The 15,485-nt window shown below is 42.9% G+C and carries 14 protein-coding genes; 4 read left to right on the top strand and 10 right to left on the bottom strand.

Going from position 1 to position 15,485, the window contains the following annotated elements:
• Positions 1–91: 91 nt before the first annotated feature.
• From PQ469_RS23930 to PQ469_RS23905, 6 genes are all read right to left on the bottom strand, one after another.
• Positions 92–2,020, bottom strand: a complete 1,929-nt coding sequence (locus PQ469_RS23930; RefSeq protein ID WP_274209907.1) for a M56 family metallopeptidase — start codon at positions 2,018–2,020, stop codon at positions 92–94.
• Between the two features lie 6 nt (positions 2,021–2,026).
• Entirely contained in the window at positions 2,027–2,404 is a 378-nt protein-coding gene (locus PQ469_RS23925) for a BlaI/MecI/CopY family transcriptional regulator (RefSeq protein ID WP_090651664.1), read from the bottom strand.
• Positions 2,405–2,817: 413 nt separating this feature from the next.
• Positions 2,818–3,708 carry a type IX secretion system protein PorD gene (gene porD / locus PQ469_RS23920; protein ID WP_090651665.1) on the bottom strand — a complete coding sequence of 297 codons (891 nt, stop codon included), beginning with the start codon at positions 3,706–3,708 and terminating at the stop codon, positions 2,818–2,820.
• Positions 3,705–4,910 carry a bifunctional phosphopantothenoylcysteine decarboxylase/phosphopantothenate--cysteine ligase CoaBC gene (gene coaBC / locus PQ469_RS23915; protein ID WP_274209906.1) on the bottom strand — a complete coding sequence of 402 codons (1,206 nt, stop codon included), beginning with the start codon at positions 4,908–4,910 and terminating at the stop codon, positions 3,705–3,707. Before coaBC ends, porD begins: the two co-directional genes overlap by 4 nt.
• A gap of 176 nt (positions 4,911–5,086) precedes the next feature.
• Positions 5,087–5,419, bottom strand: coding sequence for a DNA-directed RNA polymerase subunit omega (locus PQ469_RS23910; RefSeq protein ID WP_090651667.1), 333 nt, complete (start codon positions 5,417–5,419; stop codon positions 5,087–5,089).
• A 16-nt stretch (positions 5,420–5,435) separates the two neighbouring features.
• A complete protein-coding gene (locus tag PQ469_RS23905) occupies positions 5,436–6,359 on the bottom strand; it encodes an outer membrane protein assembly factor BamD (protein ID WP_090651668.1) in 924 nt (307 codons plus the stop codon).
• Between the two features lie 249 nt (positions 6,360–6,608).
• Between PQ469_RS23905 and PQ469_RS23900 the strand changes: the two genes are divergently transcribed.
• The 3 genes from PQ469_RS23900 (at position 6,609) to PQ469_RS23890 (ending at position 10,482) form a co-directional block, all read left to right on the top strand.
• Positions 6,609–8,054 (top strand): SDR family oxidoreductase, encoded by a 1,446-nt coding sequence (locus PQ469_RS23900; protein WP_274209905.1) that lies wholly within the window; start codon positions 6,609–6,611, stop codon positions 8,052–8,054.
• A 219-nt stretch (positions 8,055–8,273) separates the two neighbouring features.
• Positions 8,274–9,176, top strand: coding sequence for a TIGR01777 family oxidoreductase (locus PQ469_RS23895; protein ID WP_274209904.1), 903 nt, complete (start codon positions 8,274–8,276; stop codon positions 9,174–9,176).
• Positions 9,169–10,482, top strand: coding sequence for a cryptochrome/photolyase family protein (locus PQ469_RS23890; protein WP_274209903.1), 1,314 nt, complete (start codon positions 9,169–9,171; stop codon positions 10,480–10,482). The genes PQ469_RS23895 and PQ469_RS23890 overlap by 8 nt, the downstream gene beginning before the upstream one ends.
• 1 nt (position 10,483) lies before the next feature.
• Here the strand turns inward: PQ469_RS23890 and PQ469_RS23885 are convergent, their stop codons facing one another.
• The 4 genes from PQ469_RS23885 to ggt all read right to left on the bottom strand — a co-directional run bounded on the left by PQ469_RS23885 (position 10,484) and on the right by ggt (position 14,687).
• Entirely contained in the window at positions 10,484–11,401 is a 918-nt protein-coding gene (locus tag PQ469_RS23885; RefSeq protein WP_090651672.1) for an FKBP-type peptidyl-prolyl cis-trans isomerase, read from the bottom strand.
• 62 nt (positions 11,402–11,463) lie between these two features.
• Entirely contained in the window at positions 11,464–11,961 is a 498-nt protein-coding gene (locus PQ469_RS23880; protein ID WP_143065497.1) for an FKBP-type peptidyl-prolyl cis-trans isomerase, read from the bottom strand.
• Positions 11,962–12,239: 278 nt separating this feature from the next.
• Positions 12,240–12,683, bottom strand: coding sequence for a MarR family winged helix-turn-helix transcriptional regulator (locus PQ469_RS23875; RefSeq protein WP_274209902.1), 444 nt, complete (start codon positions 12,681–12,683; stop codon positions 12,240–12,242).
• A gap of 282 nt (positions 12,684–12,965) precedes the next feature.
• Positions 12,966–14,687 (bottom strand): gamma-glutamyltransferase, encoded by a 1,722-nt coding sequence (ggt, locus tag PQ469_RS23870; RefSeq protein ID WP_274209901.1) that lies wholly within the window; start codon positions 14,685–14,687, stop codon positions 12,966–12,968.
• A gap of 244 nt (positions 14,688–14,931) precedes the next feature.
• Here ggt and PQ469_RS23865 point away from each other — a divergent pair, with 244 nt between their 5' ends.
• A complete protein-coding gene (locus PQ469_RS23865; protein ID WP_090651675.1) occupies positions 14,932–15,429 on the top strand; it encodes a hypothetical protein in 498 nt (165 codons plus the stop codon).
• Positions 15,430–15,485 lie beyond the last annotated feature (56 nt).

Genomic DNA, 15,485 nt, shown 5'->3' with positions numbered 1-15,485 from the left:
TTGGTCGGAAGTCCGGAAGTCGGAAAGTCAGAAAATGCAATCCAGACTTAGGTCTTTCCGACTTCCCGACTTTCGGACTTTCCGACTTCAATTATTCTTTGTCGCTGTCCATCAGGTAAGCCTCTTTTTTGGCTTCGGCTATGCGCTTTTTAAATTCGGGGCTGTTGGTATATTCGCGCAGTTTTTTGCTGGCTTCACGTAATTGTGCTTTTGCCTGTTTCATTTCGGCATTATCCTGGTAGCCACGCATTTGTTCGCCAAGTTTTCTCATCTCCTGCTTTTGCTCTTCCATTTGCGGGTTGCGGAAGGCTTTTCTCAAACTATCGCTCATTACCCTAAGCTCCTCGCTTTTTTTGCGAAATTCTGGTGAGTCATAATGACCGCGCATTTCCTCGCCCATTTTTTTCAGTTGTTCGGTTTGCTCTTTTACCTCGGGCGATATTTTGCTTTGCAGTTCATCCTGGTATTTGCGGTAGTTCTCATCTTTCCGGTCGTCATGGTACTCGCCTTTTATGCCGTACTTTTTCCTGAGCTCGGCATTCATCCGTTTAAACTCGGCGCTGTTGTAGTAGGCGCCAACCTTTTCGCCCAGCTTGCCCATCTGCTCGCTCATCTTGGTGGTTTCACCGGTTTCGGCCCAGTTTTTCTGAAAATCTTCGGCCATTTTTTCCTGTTCTTCCTGTATCTTCTTTAACTCCGGGTTGTTGTAAAACTTCTCCATAGCTTCGCCTTTCTCTTCCATCAGCTTTTGCAGCTTTTGAAAATCGGCGCTGTTGTAGTACTTATCAATCTGTTTTGCGTACTTATCAACTTCGGCAGTTAGCCTGTTCAACTCTTTGTCATCAAAGTTATTGTAACGCTCTTCGGCAAGCCTTTTGTTCCTGATGGCGGTTTTATTGGCAACAACCTTTTTTGCTTTAACAACCTTTTTTCGGGTAGTATCGGTTAGTAGTTCTTTTAATGCGGCTGGGTAGGTAATTTTTACTTTTTTGATAGCTATTTTACCATCGGCTATGGTTGGGTTAAGCCAGGCAATACTGCTGATGCCTGCTGTAAGTATTGCAACAGCCACTAAAAGGTGGCGTATGTTGCCTATTGGTTTTTGGGTTTTCATGATCCGTTCAATTCTGTTTAATAAATGATATTTTTTCCCGGTGGCGGCAAGGGCCATTTGCAGGTTTACCTGCCTTTTTTGCTCCAGTTTTAATAGTGCATGCGCATACACTAAGGGCTGGGCAGTGGTTTGTACTACCAGGTCATCGCACCGGTTTTCGCGTTCCTGGTTTATTATCCTATTAATTAATTGGGCAAAGGGGTTAAAGAAAAGCAATATGCTCATAAACTGCTGCAACAGGTTGAGCAGGTAATCGTTACGTTTGATGTGCGATAGCTCATGTAATAAAATAGATTTTATCTCGTCGGCAGATAAGTAAGTAGTGAGCGAAATAGGCAGCAATATTATCGGGCTAAAAAAGCCAATCATGCAGGGCACATCCACAAAACGACTGATGTTTACGCTCACATACTTTTTAATGTTCATTTGCCGGCAAAGCGTATCCACGTAAACCTGTACGGCATCAGATGGCATCATGGTGTGCTTTATGTGATTGATTTTTTGCCAGTTGAGCCCCATTTTTAAAATATTAAAAGTGAGCCCGATAAAGTAGATGGCCGATATGTAGGGCAAATAACCCTCAATAGCGTAATAGTAATAATTATGTTGTGCTGTATAATGGATGTTAACCAAGGGCAGGTTAAGTGCAGGTAACAGGGCAGGGGCATTTGTTGCAGCCAAATTTACCCACGCATGCGCCTGTAGCTGGTTTACAAAGGTATAAACAAACCACACGCTTATAGCCAACATGGCAACCATAGCGGTGTTGTGCTTTTTTATGGTTGATAACGATGGCGCGCACGTTAATAACAGGCGCAAAGCAAACCAAACCAATAACCCCTGCCATAATGAGTGGATAATAGTGATACCCAAAACCTGGCTTATATTATAGAACACACTTTCCATAACGTTTTATTTTTTGTCCTGATCAAACTGATTTAAAAAGTTTTTAATGGCATCTATCTCATCCTTTGAAGCCCGGTGCTGGCCAAGTGCCTGTATCACCAGATCGGATGTGGAGCCTTTAAACACAGTAGACAATATTTTATCTAAAGCGTTGCTTTGCGCCTGCTCTTGTGTGAATAAAGCTTTGTATAAATGTGTTTTAGAGGTAGTATCACGCTCAACCATACCTTTATCATGCATAATCTGCATTAGTTTAAGGGTAGTAGTATAGCCTGCATCTTTAGTTTTGGCCAATTCTTCGTGTACATCGCGTACGGTACATTGTCCCATTCTCCAGATCACCTGTAAAATTTCCAGCTCGCTTTCTGTTGCTTTTATATCCATTTTATTTTAATACGAATTTCTTCGTACAAATATCTACGATAGATTTCGTATATGCAAGAGATTTGTGAAATTTTTTTGGTGAGTGGTTGATTGGGTTGATTGAGTTGGATTAAGTTGGATTGGGTTGATTGGGTTGGATTAAGTGAATGTCTGAACTAGAATTTCCCGAATTAGCTTTTTAAATTCTGTTCATTCTTTATTTCTGTAAATTCAGGTTCAGGCAAATGTGTTAGCGATTGCAGCGAATACCGGCCATGCGGCTAAAGCCCGTGCAGTATAAGCGTAAAGCCCGGCCGCAGGCAACACCATTATTTAGATGTGAGATTTGAGACAAAAAAAAACAGAGTCGCAAGAATAATTGGTCATAAAACTTTTTGTCTTAACTCTTGATTCTTAGATTTTGACTCTTTTTCCTACTTCAGCGCCTGGTACTTATTCCCATTAGCCGGATCGGCTTGTAAAAATAAGTTCATGGCCTGTACGCGCTCCTGCGGATCAGCCTTGCTGTATAGGGATACCAGCTCATCGCTTTTGGCGGTATAAAATATGAGTGGGAACATAGAGCCCACGCGCTGCCTGTCAACCTGCTGCAGGGTGGGTAAAAAGGAAGAGATAGCTTTACGCCCTTTATTCACATTGTCGGCCATTAAATCGAGGCCGTTGCGGTGGTAATCGTACATAAAACCGCGTAGCTGGGCGTAAAGTTTGTTGTTTAAATTTTCGGATAACCAATAACGGTTGGTGTTGCCGTCAAACGCTTTCCAGCCTTTGTATGATCCGGTTTGGGCGTTGTTTACCACTGTTTGCGCTGCAGCAAAATAGGGGCTGCCCCCAAAGCGCGAAAAGGTATCATAATCCATCCCTACAATAATGTAGGCGTAAAATGCCATTACCGAACTTAGGTTGCTTTGAAAATTCTGATCGCTGTAATCAACTGTCTGGCCTTCGTTGTAGGTAAAATCAACGTCGCGGTCGTTAATATTAATCAGGGTTGTGCTGTATGACGACCCGAAAACAGGCCTTGATGATTGTACCTGCAATTCGCCGCTAAAGTTGCTGCCGCCATCCCAGTTTGTAATGTTCAATACAAAATTACAATCAATACGCTCCTGTGGCAAAATAGGGTCGGCACTCCACTTACGGCCATTTAAAAAATCTTTCATGGCCGTTTCCAGTGTTTGGAAAACCCGCTTATTGCTCACCTGTATTTTTGGCGAAACTACCGATACACGTGCATTCAGGTCCTGTGCGGTGCACCTGAAACCCCAAAAAATCAGGATAGCGTAAATGGCCAGTTGTTTCATCCGGTTATAAGTTGTGCAAGTTTAAGGCAAATATCATGTGCCACTGCCTCCTTGCTTTTTAGTGCGAAGGTTGTTTTTTGCAGGTTGCGGTCAATAATGGTAATTTTATTGGTATCCTGTTTAAAACCGGCGCCGGCATCATTCAACGAATTTAATACAATAAAATCTAAATTCTTCTTTTGCAGTTTGGTTATTGCATTTGTTTCCTCGTCGTTAGTTTCCAGCGCAAAACCAACCAGGACCTGACCGGGAGCTTTTTGGCCGCCCAGTGTTTTTAAAATATCTGTGGTGGTTTTCAGGCTGATATTAAGCGTGGCATCCTTTTTTTTGATTTTTTGCGATGCTACCTCGGTTGGAGTATAATCAGCAACGGCTGCGCTCATGATGCAGGCTTTTGCATCTTTATAGTTGGTTAAACAGGCATCCAGCATTTCGGCTGCCGATGTAACGTTTATTCGTTTAACAGATTTTTGTTTGCTAACCTGCGCTGTTGGGCCGCTTATTAAAGTAACATCGGCCCCCATTACAGCCAGCTCATCGGCAATAGCGAAACCCATTTTGCCAGATGAATGATTGCCTATAAAACGTACCGGATCAATAGCTTCATAGGTTGGACCGGCGGTCACCATGATTTTATGCCCCGCTAAAAGGAGTTTTTTTTTAATTGCCGACGACAAAAAATCCACAATTTCTTCGGGTTCGGCTAATCGCCCTTCGCCGTACAGTCCGCTGGCCAGCTCGCCGCTGCCGGGGGCTATCATGATGTTGCCAAATGATTGCAGCCTGGTAACATTTTGGCGGGTTGCCGGGTGCAGCCACATATCCAGGTCCATAGCGGGGGCAAAGTACACCGGGCATTTGGCAGATAGGTAAACGGCTGTAAGCAAGTTATCGCAAAACCCGTTGGCCATTTTTGCCAGGGTATTTGCGGTAGCAGGGGCTATAATGACCATATCGGCCCATAGGCCAAGCTCCACATGGTTATTCCATTCGCCGGTTTCGGTTTTGTAGTAATCAACCAGTACGGGCTTTTTAGATAGGGTAGAAAGGGTAAGCGGTGTTATAAAATTAACAGCATCTGGTGTCATCACCACCTGCACGCTTGCCCCGGCCTTAACCAATAGCCTAACCAGCAATGCCGATTTATATGCAGCTATACTGCCGCAAACTCCCAGGATAATGTTTTTACTTTTTAAATTCAAAATTCAAAATTCAAAAGTCAAAAAATATGACTTAGTCAACGACATCGATATGGCTAATTCAAAAAAGATAATTTAAATAACCATGTGAATATAGCTAAAAAAACAAAAGCCAAAACCCAAAGTAACCATACAGATCACTTTTGAATTTTGACTTTTGACTTTTGACTTAACGAAGCTTACGCTTCTTTAGCCGGGTTACGGTAGTAAATCTTATCGTCTAAAAACTCCTGAACGGCAACCAATGATGGTTTTGGCAGTTTTTCATAGTATTTAGAGATTTCGATTTGTTCGCGGTTTTCAAAAACTTCTTCCAGGTTATCGTTCGATGATGCAAACTCAGAAAGTTTTTGGTGTAACTCTTCTTTAATATTATTTGATATCTGGTTCGCCCTTTTAGACATGATCACAAGCGACTCATATATATTATCCGTTTTAACGTCCAGCTCGCGTAAATCGCGGGTTACAGTGCTGCTTGCTACTGCTGGTTTGTTGGTGTTGTTAGCTGTCATATCTTAATTTTTTTAATTATGGTATCCTCTGGTTCTGATTCTTTTCTGATGGTGGCTGCGTTTTGATGGTATCTTTTTTTGCCAGCTTTTTTGCCAGTTTATCATCTGCCAATGCTTCGGCCATTACGCGTTTGGCATCCACTATACCTATTTGGCTATCTTTTTTTAGCCCGGCAACTTCGTGGTTATATTTACTTTTAGGAAACTTGTCGGTAAACTGATCGGCATAAGTTACAGCCTGTTCAAAACGTTCTTCCTGCCTGGCTTCAAAACTATGGCTGGCGTATTGATATTGTGCCTTTATGATCAGGAACTCAATCTCTTCACCATATTTGGTATCCGGGTAATCGCGCAGCACATTATTAAAGGCAATAACCGCCGATTGATAATCGCTGATGGTTAAATATAATTTGGCGTTTTCATAAGCCTTTTGCTCCAGCTTATCGCGCAGGTTTTGTATCAGCTTGCTGGCCTCTGTTACACGGTCGCTTTTAGGGTAAAGGTTAATAAACAATTGTAACGTTTCAATAGCCTTTAACGTGTTTTCCTGGTCAAGTGAGTAAGTAGGCGAATCGAGGTAGTAGCAATAAGCCGAAAAGAAACGGCATTCCTCGGCCCTTGGGCTCGATGGATAAGTGTCAGCAAATGTTTTAAAATGAAACCTTGCAGATGTATAATCCTTTAGCTTATAGTTGGTGAAGGCATAGTAATAAAACAGGTCTTCGGCAGCGCTGCGGCCACGATAGCGTTCAACCAGCACATCAAATAAACCAAGCGCTTTTTCGTACTCCTGTTTATTATAGTATTTAATAGCCTCCTGGTATTTTTTGGCGTAATCGTTACTTGCTTTTAACTTTTCGTATTTGCTTTTACAACTTCCCAATGTAATAATCAACAGGGCTAAAACACAGGCGAATAACGTTAGTTGTTTTTTAAACATTTTGCAAAGATAGGTGATTAATGTAAATCAGTCAATTATTTATTTAGGTGCTAATATATAACGTGTTTGGTGCTCCTTTTATACGTCGCGCGCGCTTTTAACATCTTTTAACTTATGTTAGTTTTAAACCACATATGCCGGGCGTATAAAGCAAAGGTTTTATTAACGTTGATTTTGCTGTAATAATTACTAGCTTGGTTTTAAATAGGCTTTGGAAAACACCTTGCCTTTTCTATTGTTTAAAAGCATATGAAAGTTTTACTTGCTGGTGCCAATGGTTACATAGGAACAAGGCTTATCCCGGTTTTGCTGGAGAAAGGTCACGATGTAATTTGCCTGGTGCGCGATAAGCGCCGCTTTCATGAACATAGTGATTTCAGTAAAAGGGTTACCCTGATTAATGGCGATTTGCTTAAGGAGGCGGATATTGAAGCTTTTCCGGAAGATATTGATGCCGCTTATTACCTGGTTCATTCCATGGCCCAGGCGCAGGATTTTGCTGCCCTGGAAGTGCTATCGGCATATAATTTTATAAAGGCCCTTGATAAAACCAATTGCAGGCAAACCATATTTTTAAGTGGTATTACCAACGATGAAAACCTGAGTAGGCATCTTGAATCGCGCAGACATGTAGAGGATGTATTGAATGAGGGCAAGGCTGCGCTTACGGTATTAAGGGCCGCTATCATCATCGGCTCGGGCAGTGCGTCGTTCGAGATCATCCGTGACCTTACCGAGAAGCTGCCTGTCATGACTGTTCCGCGCTGGGTAAATACCCGTTGCCAACCCATTGCTATTCGCGATGTGTTAGGCTACCTGGAAGCCGTAATGCTTAACCCCAAAACATTTAACAAAACATTTGATATTGGCGGCCCGGATATTTTATCTTTTAAAGATATGATGCTGGTGTATGCCAAGGTGCGTAAGCTTAAACGGCACATATTTATTGTGCCGTTCCTGTCGCCAAAAATATCGTCATACTGGCTTTACTTTGTAACCTCTACCAGCTATACCCTTGCCCAAAGCCTGGTAAATAGTATGAAGAACGAAACCATCATGAAGGACCATGCCATTGACGATGTTGTACCACGCAAATGCCTTACGTATGAAGAAGCGTTAAACCTGGCCTTTGTTAAAATAGAACAAAACTCGATAGTATCCAGCTGGAAGGATGCCCTGAATATGGGCTACCTTAACAACAGCTTCATGGACCAGATAAAGGTGCCCCAAAACGGCACGCTTGAATATAAAGTAAAAGTGCCCTTTGAGCGTGATAGCCAGGACGTGTTTGTTAATTTTATGTCGGTAGGGGGCAACCGGGGCTGGTATTATTGGGACTGGATTTGGAACCTGCGCGGTTTTCTTGATAAATTATTCGGCGGGGTAGGCTCGCGCCGGGGCCGTACCAGCAGCATTAACATAGCGCCGGGCGATGTGATAGATTTTTGGAGAGTATTATTAGCCGATAAAGAAAATAAACGCCTTTTACTATATGCCGAAATGAAGCTGCCGGGCGAGGCATGGCTTGAATTTAAAATAATAGAACGTAATGGCTCTAAAAATTTGAGCCAGGTAGCTACCTTTAGACCCAGCGGCCTTTGGGGCAGGTTATACTGGTATGCCATGTGGCCATTCCACCTGTTTATTTTCAACGGCATGGCCAAAGAGATTGTACACTATGGGGAGGTTGATTAGTCATTGTCGCTGCGCTTGTCATTGGTCATTTCGCTTCGCTGTCATTGGTCATTGATGGTTTGCAAAAATACTTTAGATAATCAAAACAATAAAAGCCCCGGCCAATTCCCACTAATGACTAATGACTAATGACTAATGACTAATGACTAATGACTAATGACTAATGACTAATGACTAATGACTAATGACTAATGACTAATGACTAATGACTAATGACTAATGACTAACATATTAATAACAGGCGGATCGGGAGGCTTAGGTAAACGGTTAAGTAAGCATTTGCTGGGCAAAGGCTACCATGTAAGCGTGTTGAGCCGGACACCGGGTGGCGACAACACTATTAAAACCTTTTTGTGGGATGTAAATAAAGGTACCCTTGATGAACATTGCATTGATGGAGTAGATACTATTATTCACCTGGCAGGTGCCGGTATTGCCGATAAACGCTGGACGGATGAACGTAAAAAAGAGATAGTTGAAAGCCGTACCAAATCAATAGCGCTTATTTATAACCTGATGAAAAATCGGGCCAATAAGGTTACAACGATAATATCCGCATCGGGTATTGGCTATTATAGCGATAGGGGCGATGAACTGCTGACAGAATCCAGCGCAGCTACCCGTGACTTTATATCCCAATGTTGTGTTGAATGGGAAGCCGCTGTTGATGAAGGCGAAAAGCTGGGGCTGCGGATACTGAAATTCCGTACCGGTGTGGTTTTGGATAAAGATGCAGGGGCATTACCAATGTTGGCCCTACCAGTTAAATTATACGTTGGCTCGCCCATAGGCAGTGGTAAGCAATGGGTCCCCTGGATTCATTGGCAGGATGTAATTGATATGTACCTTTTCGGCATCGAAAATAAGGGACTGAAAGGCGTGTACAATATGGTGGCGCCAAACCCGATTACCAATGCGCAAATGGTACAAGCCGTGGCCCGCCAGTTGCGTAAGCCACTGTGGGCTCCCAGGGTTCCGGCTTTTTTATTGAAATTATTGTTGGGCGAAATGAGTTCGCTGGTTTTGGGAAGTACTAAAGTATCGGCACGAAAAATTACGGATGCGGGCTTTAGTTTTAAATACCCCGAAGTAGCCGATGCGTTAAAGGAGATTTATGGATAATAATACACCCGTTACCATATTCTGGTTTCGGCGCGATTTGCGTTTAAATGATAATGCCGGTTTGTACCGGGCGCTAAAAAGTGACAACCCGGTTTTGCCCGTATTTATTTTTGATCAGGAGATACTGGACAACCTGGAAGATAAGAACGATGCAAGGGTAACTTTCATTTACAATACCATCGAAAACCTACGCAGCCAATTGCACAAACACGGCAGCAGTTTGCTGGTGGTGTATGATAAAGCAACAAATGCCTGGGACAAGATCATCAAAGAATACCCCGTTGCCGCAGTATATACCAACCATGATTATGAACCCTACGCGACGAAACGCGATGACGCTGTAAGGGAAAAACTAAAACAGCACGGAATCGCCTTCCATACTTTTAAAGACCAGGTAATTTTCGAAAAGGACGAGGTTATCAAGGATGACGGTAAGCCTTACACCGTTTACACGCCTTATCAGCGCAAATGGTACGCAACACTTAAGCCATTTTATTTAAAAAGCTACCCTACCGAAAAATACCTCGGCAACCTGGTGGAAATTCATCACCTGCCGCTGCCGTCATTAAATGAAATGGGTTTTGTGCAAAGTGAAGCCCACTTTCCCGATCAGGAATATAAAGAGGTAATTGGCGACTATGCAGAAAGGCGGGATTTTCCTGCCATCAAAGGTACCTCGCATATTGGCTTACACCTCCGTTTTGGCACAGCAAGTATCCGCGAGCTGGCTAAAACAGCGCATGGCTATCAAAATAAAACGTGGCTGAATGAATTGATATGGCGGGAATTTTATATGATGATACTGCACCATTTTCCGCATACGATGGATCATGCTTTCAGATCCGAATATGACCGGATAAAATGGGTAAATGATGAAGGCCAGTTTAAAGCCTGGTGCGAGGGGCAAACCGGCTACCCGATTATTGACGCAGGCATGCGGGAGTTAAATGCAACCGGCTTTATGCACAACCGGGTACGCATGATAGCAGCCAGCTTTTTAACTAAAGACCTGTTGATTGACTGGCGCTGGGGCGAACATTACTTTGCCCGTAAGCTGTTAGATTATGAAATGGCCAGCAACGTTGGCGGCTGGCAATGGGCTGCAGGATCGGGCACGGATGCTGCGCCTTACTTCAGAATTTTTAATCCCGAATCGCAAACCAAAAAGTTTGACCCTGAACTGAAGTACATAAAAAAATGGGTTCCGGAATATGCCGATTTCAGCAAGTATCCTAAACCCATTATCGATCACACATTTGCGCGTGATCGCTGTTTAAAAGTATTTAAAGCCGCCTTGGCTAAGTAATTTAATTTGTAATAGTAACTATTGTAAAATCAAACCGCAGGCTGGTGTTCCCTGCAATACCTGTGGTACCAGCCCTGCCGTAACCGTACCTTGAAGGCAACAGTAATGTAACTGCTGCACCAGTTGTAAGTCCTTGCAGGCCTTGTGCTACACCTGGCACTACACTATCAATGGAAAGAGACGCTCCGGTAGTATTGGCATCAAATTCAGTGCCCGTTAAAAATTTACCACTATACGTTGCTGTAAAAGTAGAGTATTGATCAATAGGATCTGTGCCTGTGCCCGGTATAGTTACTTTGTAATAATAACCGCCAGCAGATTTGGCAAAACCAGTTAAACTATTGGTGGCAATATAGTTTTTGATGATCTGATCGTCATATAGATTTTGATCGGATACTACATTTACATAGTAATCAAGGCATTGATTGCCTGCAATACGGGTGTTTACATTGCTTGAGCTGCCCGATCCGTAACCATTTACACCATAAGCCAGGCGCGATGGAATCAATATGCGTGCCCTTGTACCTTTATATTTGATAATATTATGTATAGCCAATTGCAACCCCTTAGGATAGCCGCTTTGGCTGATGTGTCCTGCAAAGCCATCAAAGTGGTTATTGGTAAGCGAATCGAGTGAGTTGTACTTGCCGTCAAACGATTTTAAGGTAAATACAAACTTTACGGTATCGGAGTAGGCAATGGGCGTGGTAGTTGCGCCCTGCGATAAGATCTGGTAGTAGATGCCGCTGGTGTCGCCATTTGACGTATCTCGAACCATTCCGGTAAGGCCATTGGCTTTAATGTAGTTTTGGATATTGGTGGCGTCGTATTGCGTGATATTCGGATCGTCGCTGGTTTTGCGGCAAGATAATAACCCTACAGAAAGAAGGAATAAAAGCGTAAAAGTAATTTTTCTCATTTATATTATTTGTTACCGGTAAACGGCGCGTAATTATCAACCTTTACCTTCATTATTGTCTTTTAGTTTGTTATGTTAAAAAGCTGTATATTAAAATCAAGCACCGAATTTGCCGGCAAATGTATCGAATCCTGTGCATATGGCCCGTAAGCATAGCGCGATGGTATCAATAAACGCACTTTGCCCCCTTTTTTTATCTGCGGAACGCCTAACTGCCATCCCTTTATCACACTCCCTAATGTGTACGAAGGGTGAAAATTATTGGTTTGCGCAAATGTATAACCCGTAGTCAATATCTGTCCCGTAAATCCTACAGTTATGGTTGTGGAACTGGTAAACAAATCGTTCCCTGACCCCTGCTCACCTGTTTTAATGATATAATATACCCCCGTAGTATCAATTCGTTTGGCACTGTCCCCGGGGTGTGCTGCTATGTAATCGCTTATGATCTTATCGTCGATACCCTTTTGAATATTATACTGCACCATCGGGTCGACAGATTTTTTACATGCGCCCAAGCCAGCCATCAAAACCAATAACAAAACCAGTAACCTGTTCATTTTTTCAAAAGGCAAATTTATTCTTTTATAATAGAAAAACGGCAGCTTAACATTTTTTAACACAATCAATAAAAAAAAGCACCAAGCCGGTATACAAAAACATCTGTATCAGCAAAAAACGTATTTCAATCAAAAAAATTATCTGTGCTTTTTTTAGTTCATTGGTTCACTTGTTCATTAGTTCATTGGTCTTTTCTGGTGGGATTGTCAAATAGGAGGCATTCAGCCAAAAAGCCACTTGCCCGCCATGCCCGCGTTCCAATGAACCAATGAACCAATTAAGGTTTATAGTTAAGGGTGAGTTTGTTGATCTTTTTGAGCATTTCGGTTAAGTACTCTTTATCAGCTTCGCTAATGTGCTCGTTGAGGTAGTTGTTAAACTGTTTTACTACGGCGCGGGCCTGGTGGCGTTTTTCTTTGCCGAGTTCGGTCAGATAAATTTTTACCGAGCGTTTATCGCCCTGGTTTGATTCCCGGTAAATAAGCCCTGTTTTTTCCAGTTGGCTGAGCATCCTCGATAAACTGGTTGACTTAAGGCCCAACAAAGCTGCCGCCTGCGATACGGTGGTGCCCTCTTTTTCGTCAATATTGATCAGCAGGTAACCAATTGATTGCGTAATGCCAAACTCGGTAACCAACTGGTTATACCTGTTAGCCACAGTTTGCCACACAATCTTCAAAAAATAATCGATGGTTTCCTGGTGTTTTACGCTTTTATGCATTTTTATAAGTTGTACGTGATACGTTTTAAGTGATACGTTTTAAGTGATACGTTTTTTCACGCTGCTGGTTTATAAGTTTTTGCCCAACAAATATAGGCTGCAGATGTAAACGATGGTACGAAGGTACATTTTATTTTCTTCAACCTTAGCTGACGCGGGACGTTGTAAGTTTTACGTGATACGTTTTAAGTTACATGTTTTTTACCCTGCTGGTTTATAAGTTTCTACCCTCAAAAAATTATCGAATATAAAACGTACAACTTAAAACGTATCACGTACAACCTAATACCCTACCGTCGTATCATCTCCCCTTGGATCAGCGCCGCCTTCGTAGTAGCCCGATTGGGTTTTCAGGATGGCATCTACCCGGCCGATTGCCCCTCGGTTGGTTATTTTGTAGCCTTTACCTTGCAGTTTTAAAATTGTGGCGCCATCAACCCCATTCTTTTCAATAGTAACCTCGTCTGGCAGCCATTGCGAGTGGAAGCGTTTAGAACTTACCGCCTGCTGCATGGTCTGGTCAAATTCTATCACATTCAATATCGTTTGAAAAACAGAAGTTATAATGGTAGATCCGCCTGGGGTGCCCACTACCATAAACAGCTTGCCTTCTTTTTCGATGATGGTTGGCGTCATTGAAGATAGCATGCGTTTGCCGGGCTGAATGCTGTTGGCTTTACCGCCAACCAAGCCATACATGTTGGGCACGCCGGGTTTCGAGCTAAAATCGTCCATCTCATTATTTAATAAAAAGCCGGCGCCATTTACAAAAATCTTAGACCCAAAACTATCATTTAGTGTAGTGGTGATGGATACGGCATTGCCGTCCTTATCTACTATCGAGTAATGGGTGGTTTGGTCGCTCTCGTACCCAACAAAAGTGCCGGGTTGTATGCTGGTGCTCGGTGTTGCTGCATCCCAGCTAAATGTGCTCATGCGCGATGCAATATAGGCCGGCTTAAGCAGGCTATCAACAGGGACTTTATAAAAATCAGGGTCGCCGAGATACTTGGAGCGGTCGGCATACACACGGCGTTCGGCCTCAACAATTAACCTGATGGTCGAGTCCTGGTTATAGCCCCATCGTTTTAAGGGATATTTTTCTACAGATTGAAGTAGTTGCAATAAAGCAATCCCCCCGCTTGATGGCGGCGGCATGGTAATAATTTTATAGCCTTTGTAATTGCCAGTTATGGCTTTGCGCCAAACCGAATGATAACGTTTAAGGTCTTTTTTGGTCATCAGCCCGCTGCCGTTTTTCATTTCGGCAACAATCTGGTCGGCTACTATGCCATCGTAAAAACCTTTGCGGCCTTTATCGCGGATAAACTCGAATGTTTTGGCCAGGTCTTCCTGTACCAGCACATCGCCTTCATTCCAACCTCCTTGTTTTAAAAGATAGTTTTTACCGGGGTTCAGTTTTATAAATTGCGCCTGGGTGTGGTTCAGGTCGCTGGCCAGGTGTTTGGTTATTTTAAAACCGTTGCGGGCCAGATCAATGGATGGTTGTACCAGGTCGGCCCATTTAAGCTTGCCGTATTTTTTGTGGGCGGTTACCATCCCATCTACCGATCCGGGAACTCCGGAGGCCTGGTGGGTATAGAGGCTCATATCCGGAATTACATTCCCCGCTGAATCGAGATACATATTTGCACTGGCGGCACCAGGGCCCTTTTCCCTGAAATCAAGCGTTTTGGTTTTGCCTTTGCCCGACCGGAAAACCATAAAGCCGCCGCCACCAATATTACCGGCCTGCGGATGCGTTACGGTCAACGCGAATTGTACCGCTACGGCAGCATCAACAGCATTGCCGCCTTTCTTTAAAATATCAACCCCCACCTGCGAAGCATCCGGATAGGCGCAAACCACCATTCCATTGCTGTATTGACCATTGTTGTTTGCACGCGGTTGTTCCTGTGCGTATCCGGCAGGTATAAAAAAAAGTGCCGTCAAAAAAAGAGTTAAGTGTTTGTTGTTTTTTATTTTAAAGCAATGTAATATCATTATAACCAAAATTTATTTTCACTAAAATAACTTATTTGAAGGCATAAACGCATTGAAAGCTCAAATTTTTGGATTGAAAATCAGTTGAATGAGCACAATCCAGGCGTGATTTTGACCTAAAATAGCATAAAAAGCATATTTGAGCGTTTATCTACCTGAACATTTGGGACGAAAATTGGTTAAGCCTATGTTAAATTCAAATGTCATTGTATTACCTGTTTAATTCATTTACTAAAACTACTACATGAAAAAAATCATCTACATCCTGTCATTATCGGTTTCGTTTTTATTGATAAACCAGCGTTCGCAGGCGCAGGATTACAAAGCTGCGGCCGGTTTAAAGTTTGGCGCTTATGAGATAGGCCCATCAGGAAAATACTTTTTAAACCAAACAACTGCTATTGAAGGTATCCTGGGCATACGCGATCATGGCATTGTAATTACCGGTTTGTACGAAATTCATACCCGAGCTTTTAACGTTGATAAACTGAACTTTTTTTATGGCTTTGGCGGTCACTTAGGCTCGATAGGCAGCGGCTATTACAAACGTTTTGGCAGCGATGACCAATATTATAAAGACAGGCATCTTTTATTTGGCGCCGATGGTGTAGCAGGCCTGGAGTGGGTAATACCCAACAGCCCCATAGCTGTAAGCCTTGATTTGAACCCACGCCTTGAAATAGCTACCGGCCCGTTTTTTGATATTGCGCCGGGTGTTGGCGTGAAGTACACTTTTCAGTAAAGAGCCTCACCCTGCCCTCTCTAAATCTCCCCCGGTAGGGGAGACTTTTGTTTTTT

Source organism: Mucilaginibacter sp. KACC 22773, from assembly GCF_028736215.1.
Lineage (GTDB): Bacteria > Bacteroidota > Bacteroidia > Sphingobacteriales > Sphingobacteriaceae > Mucilaginibacter.
The sequence above is the reverse complement of the archived record's forward strand: the minus strand, read 5'-3'. Positions and strand labels throughout refer to the sequence as shown.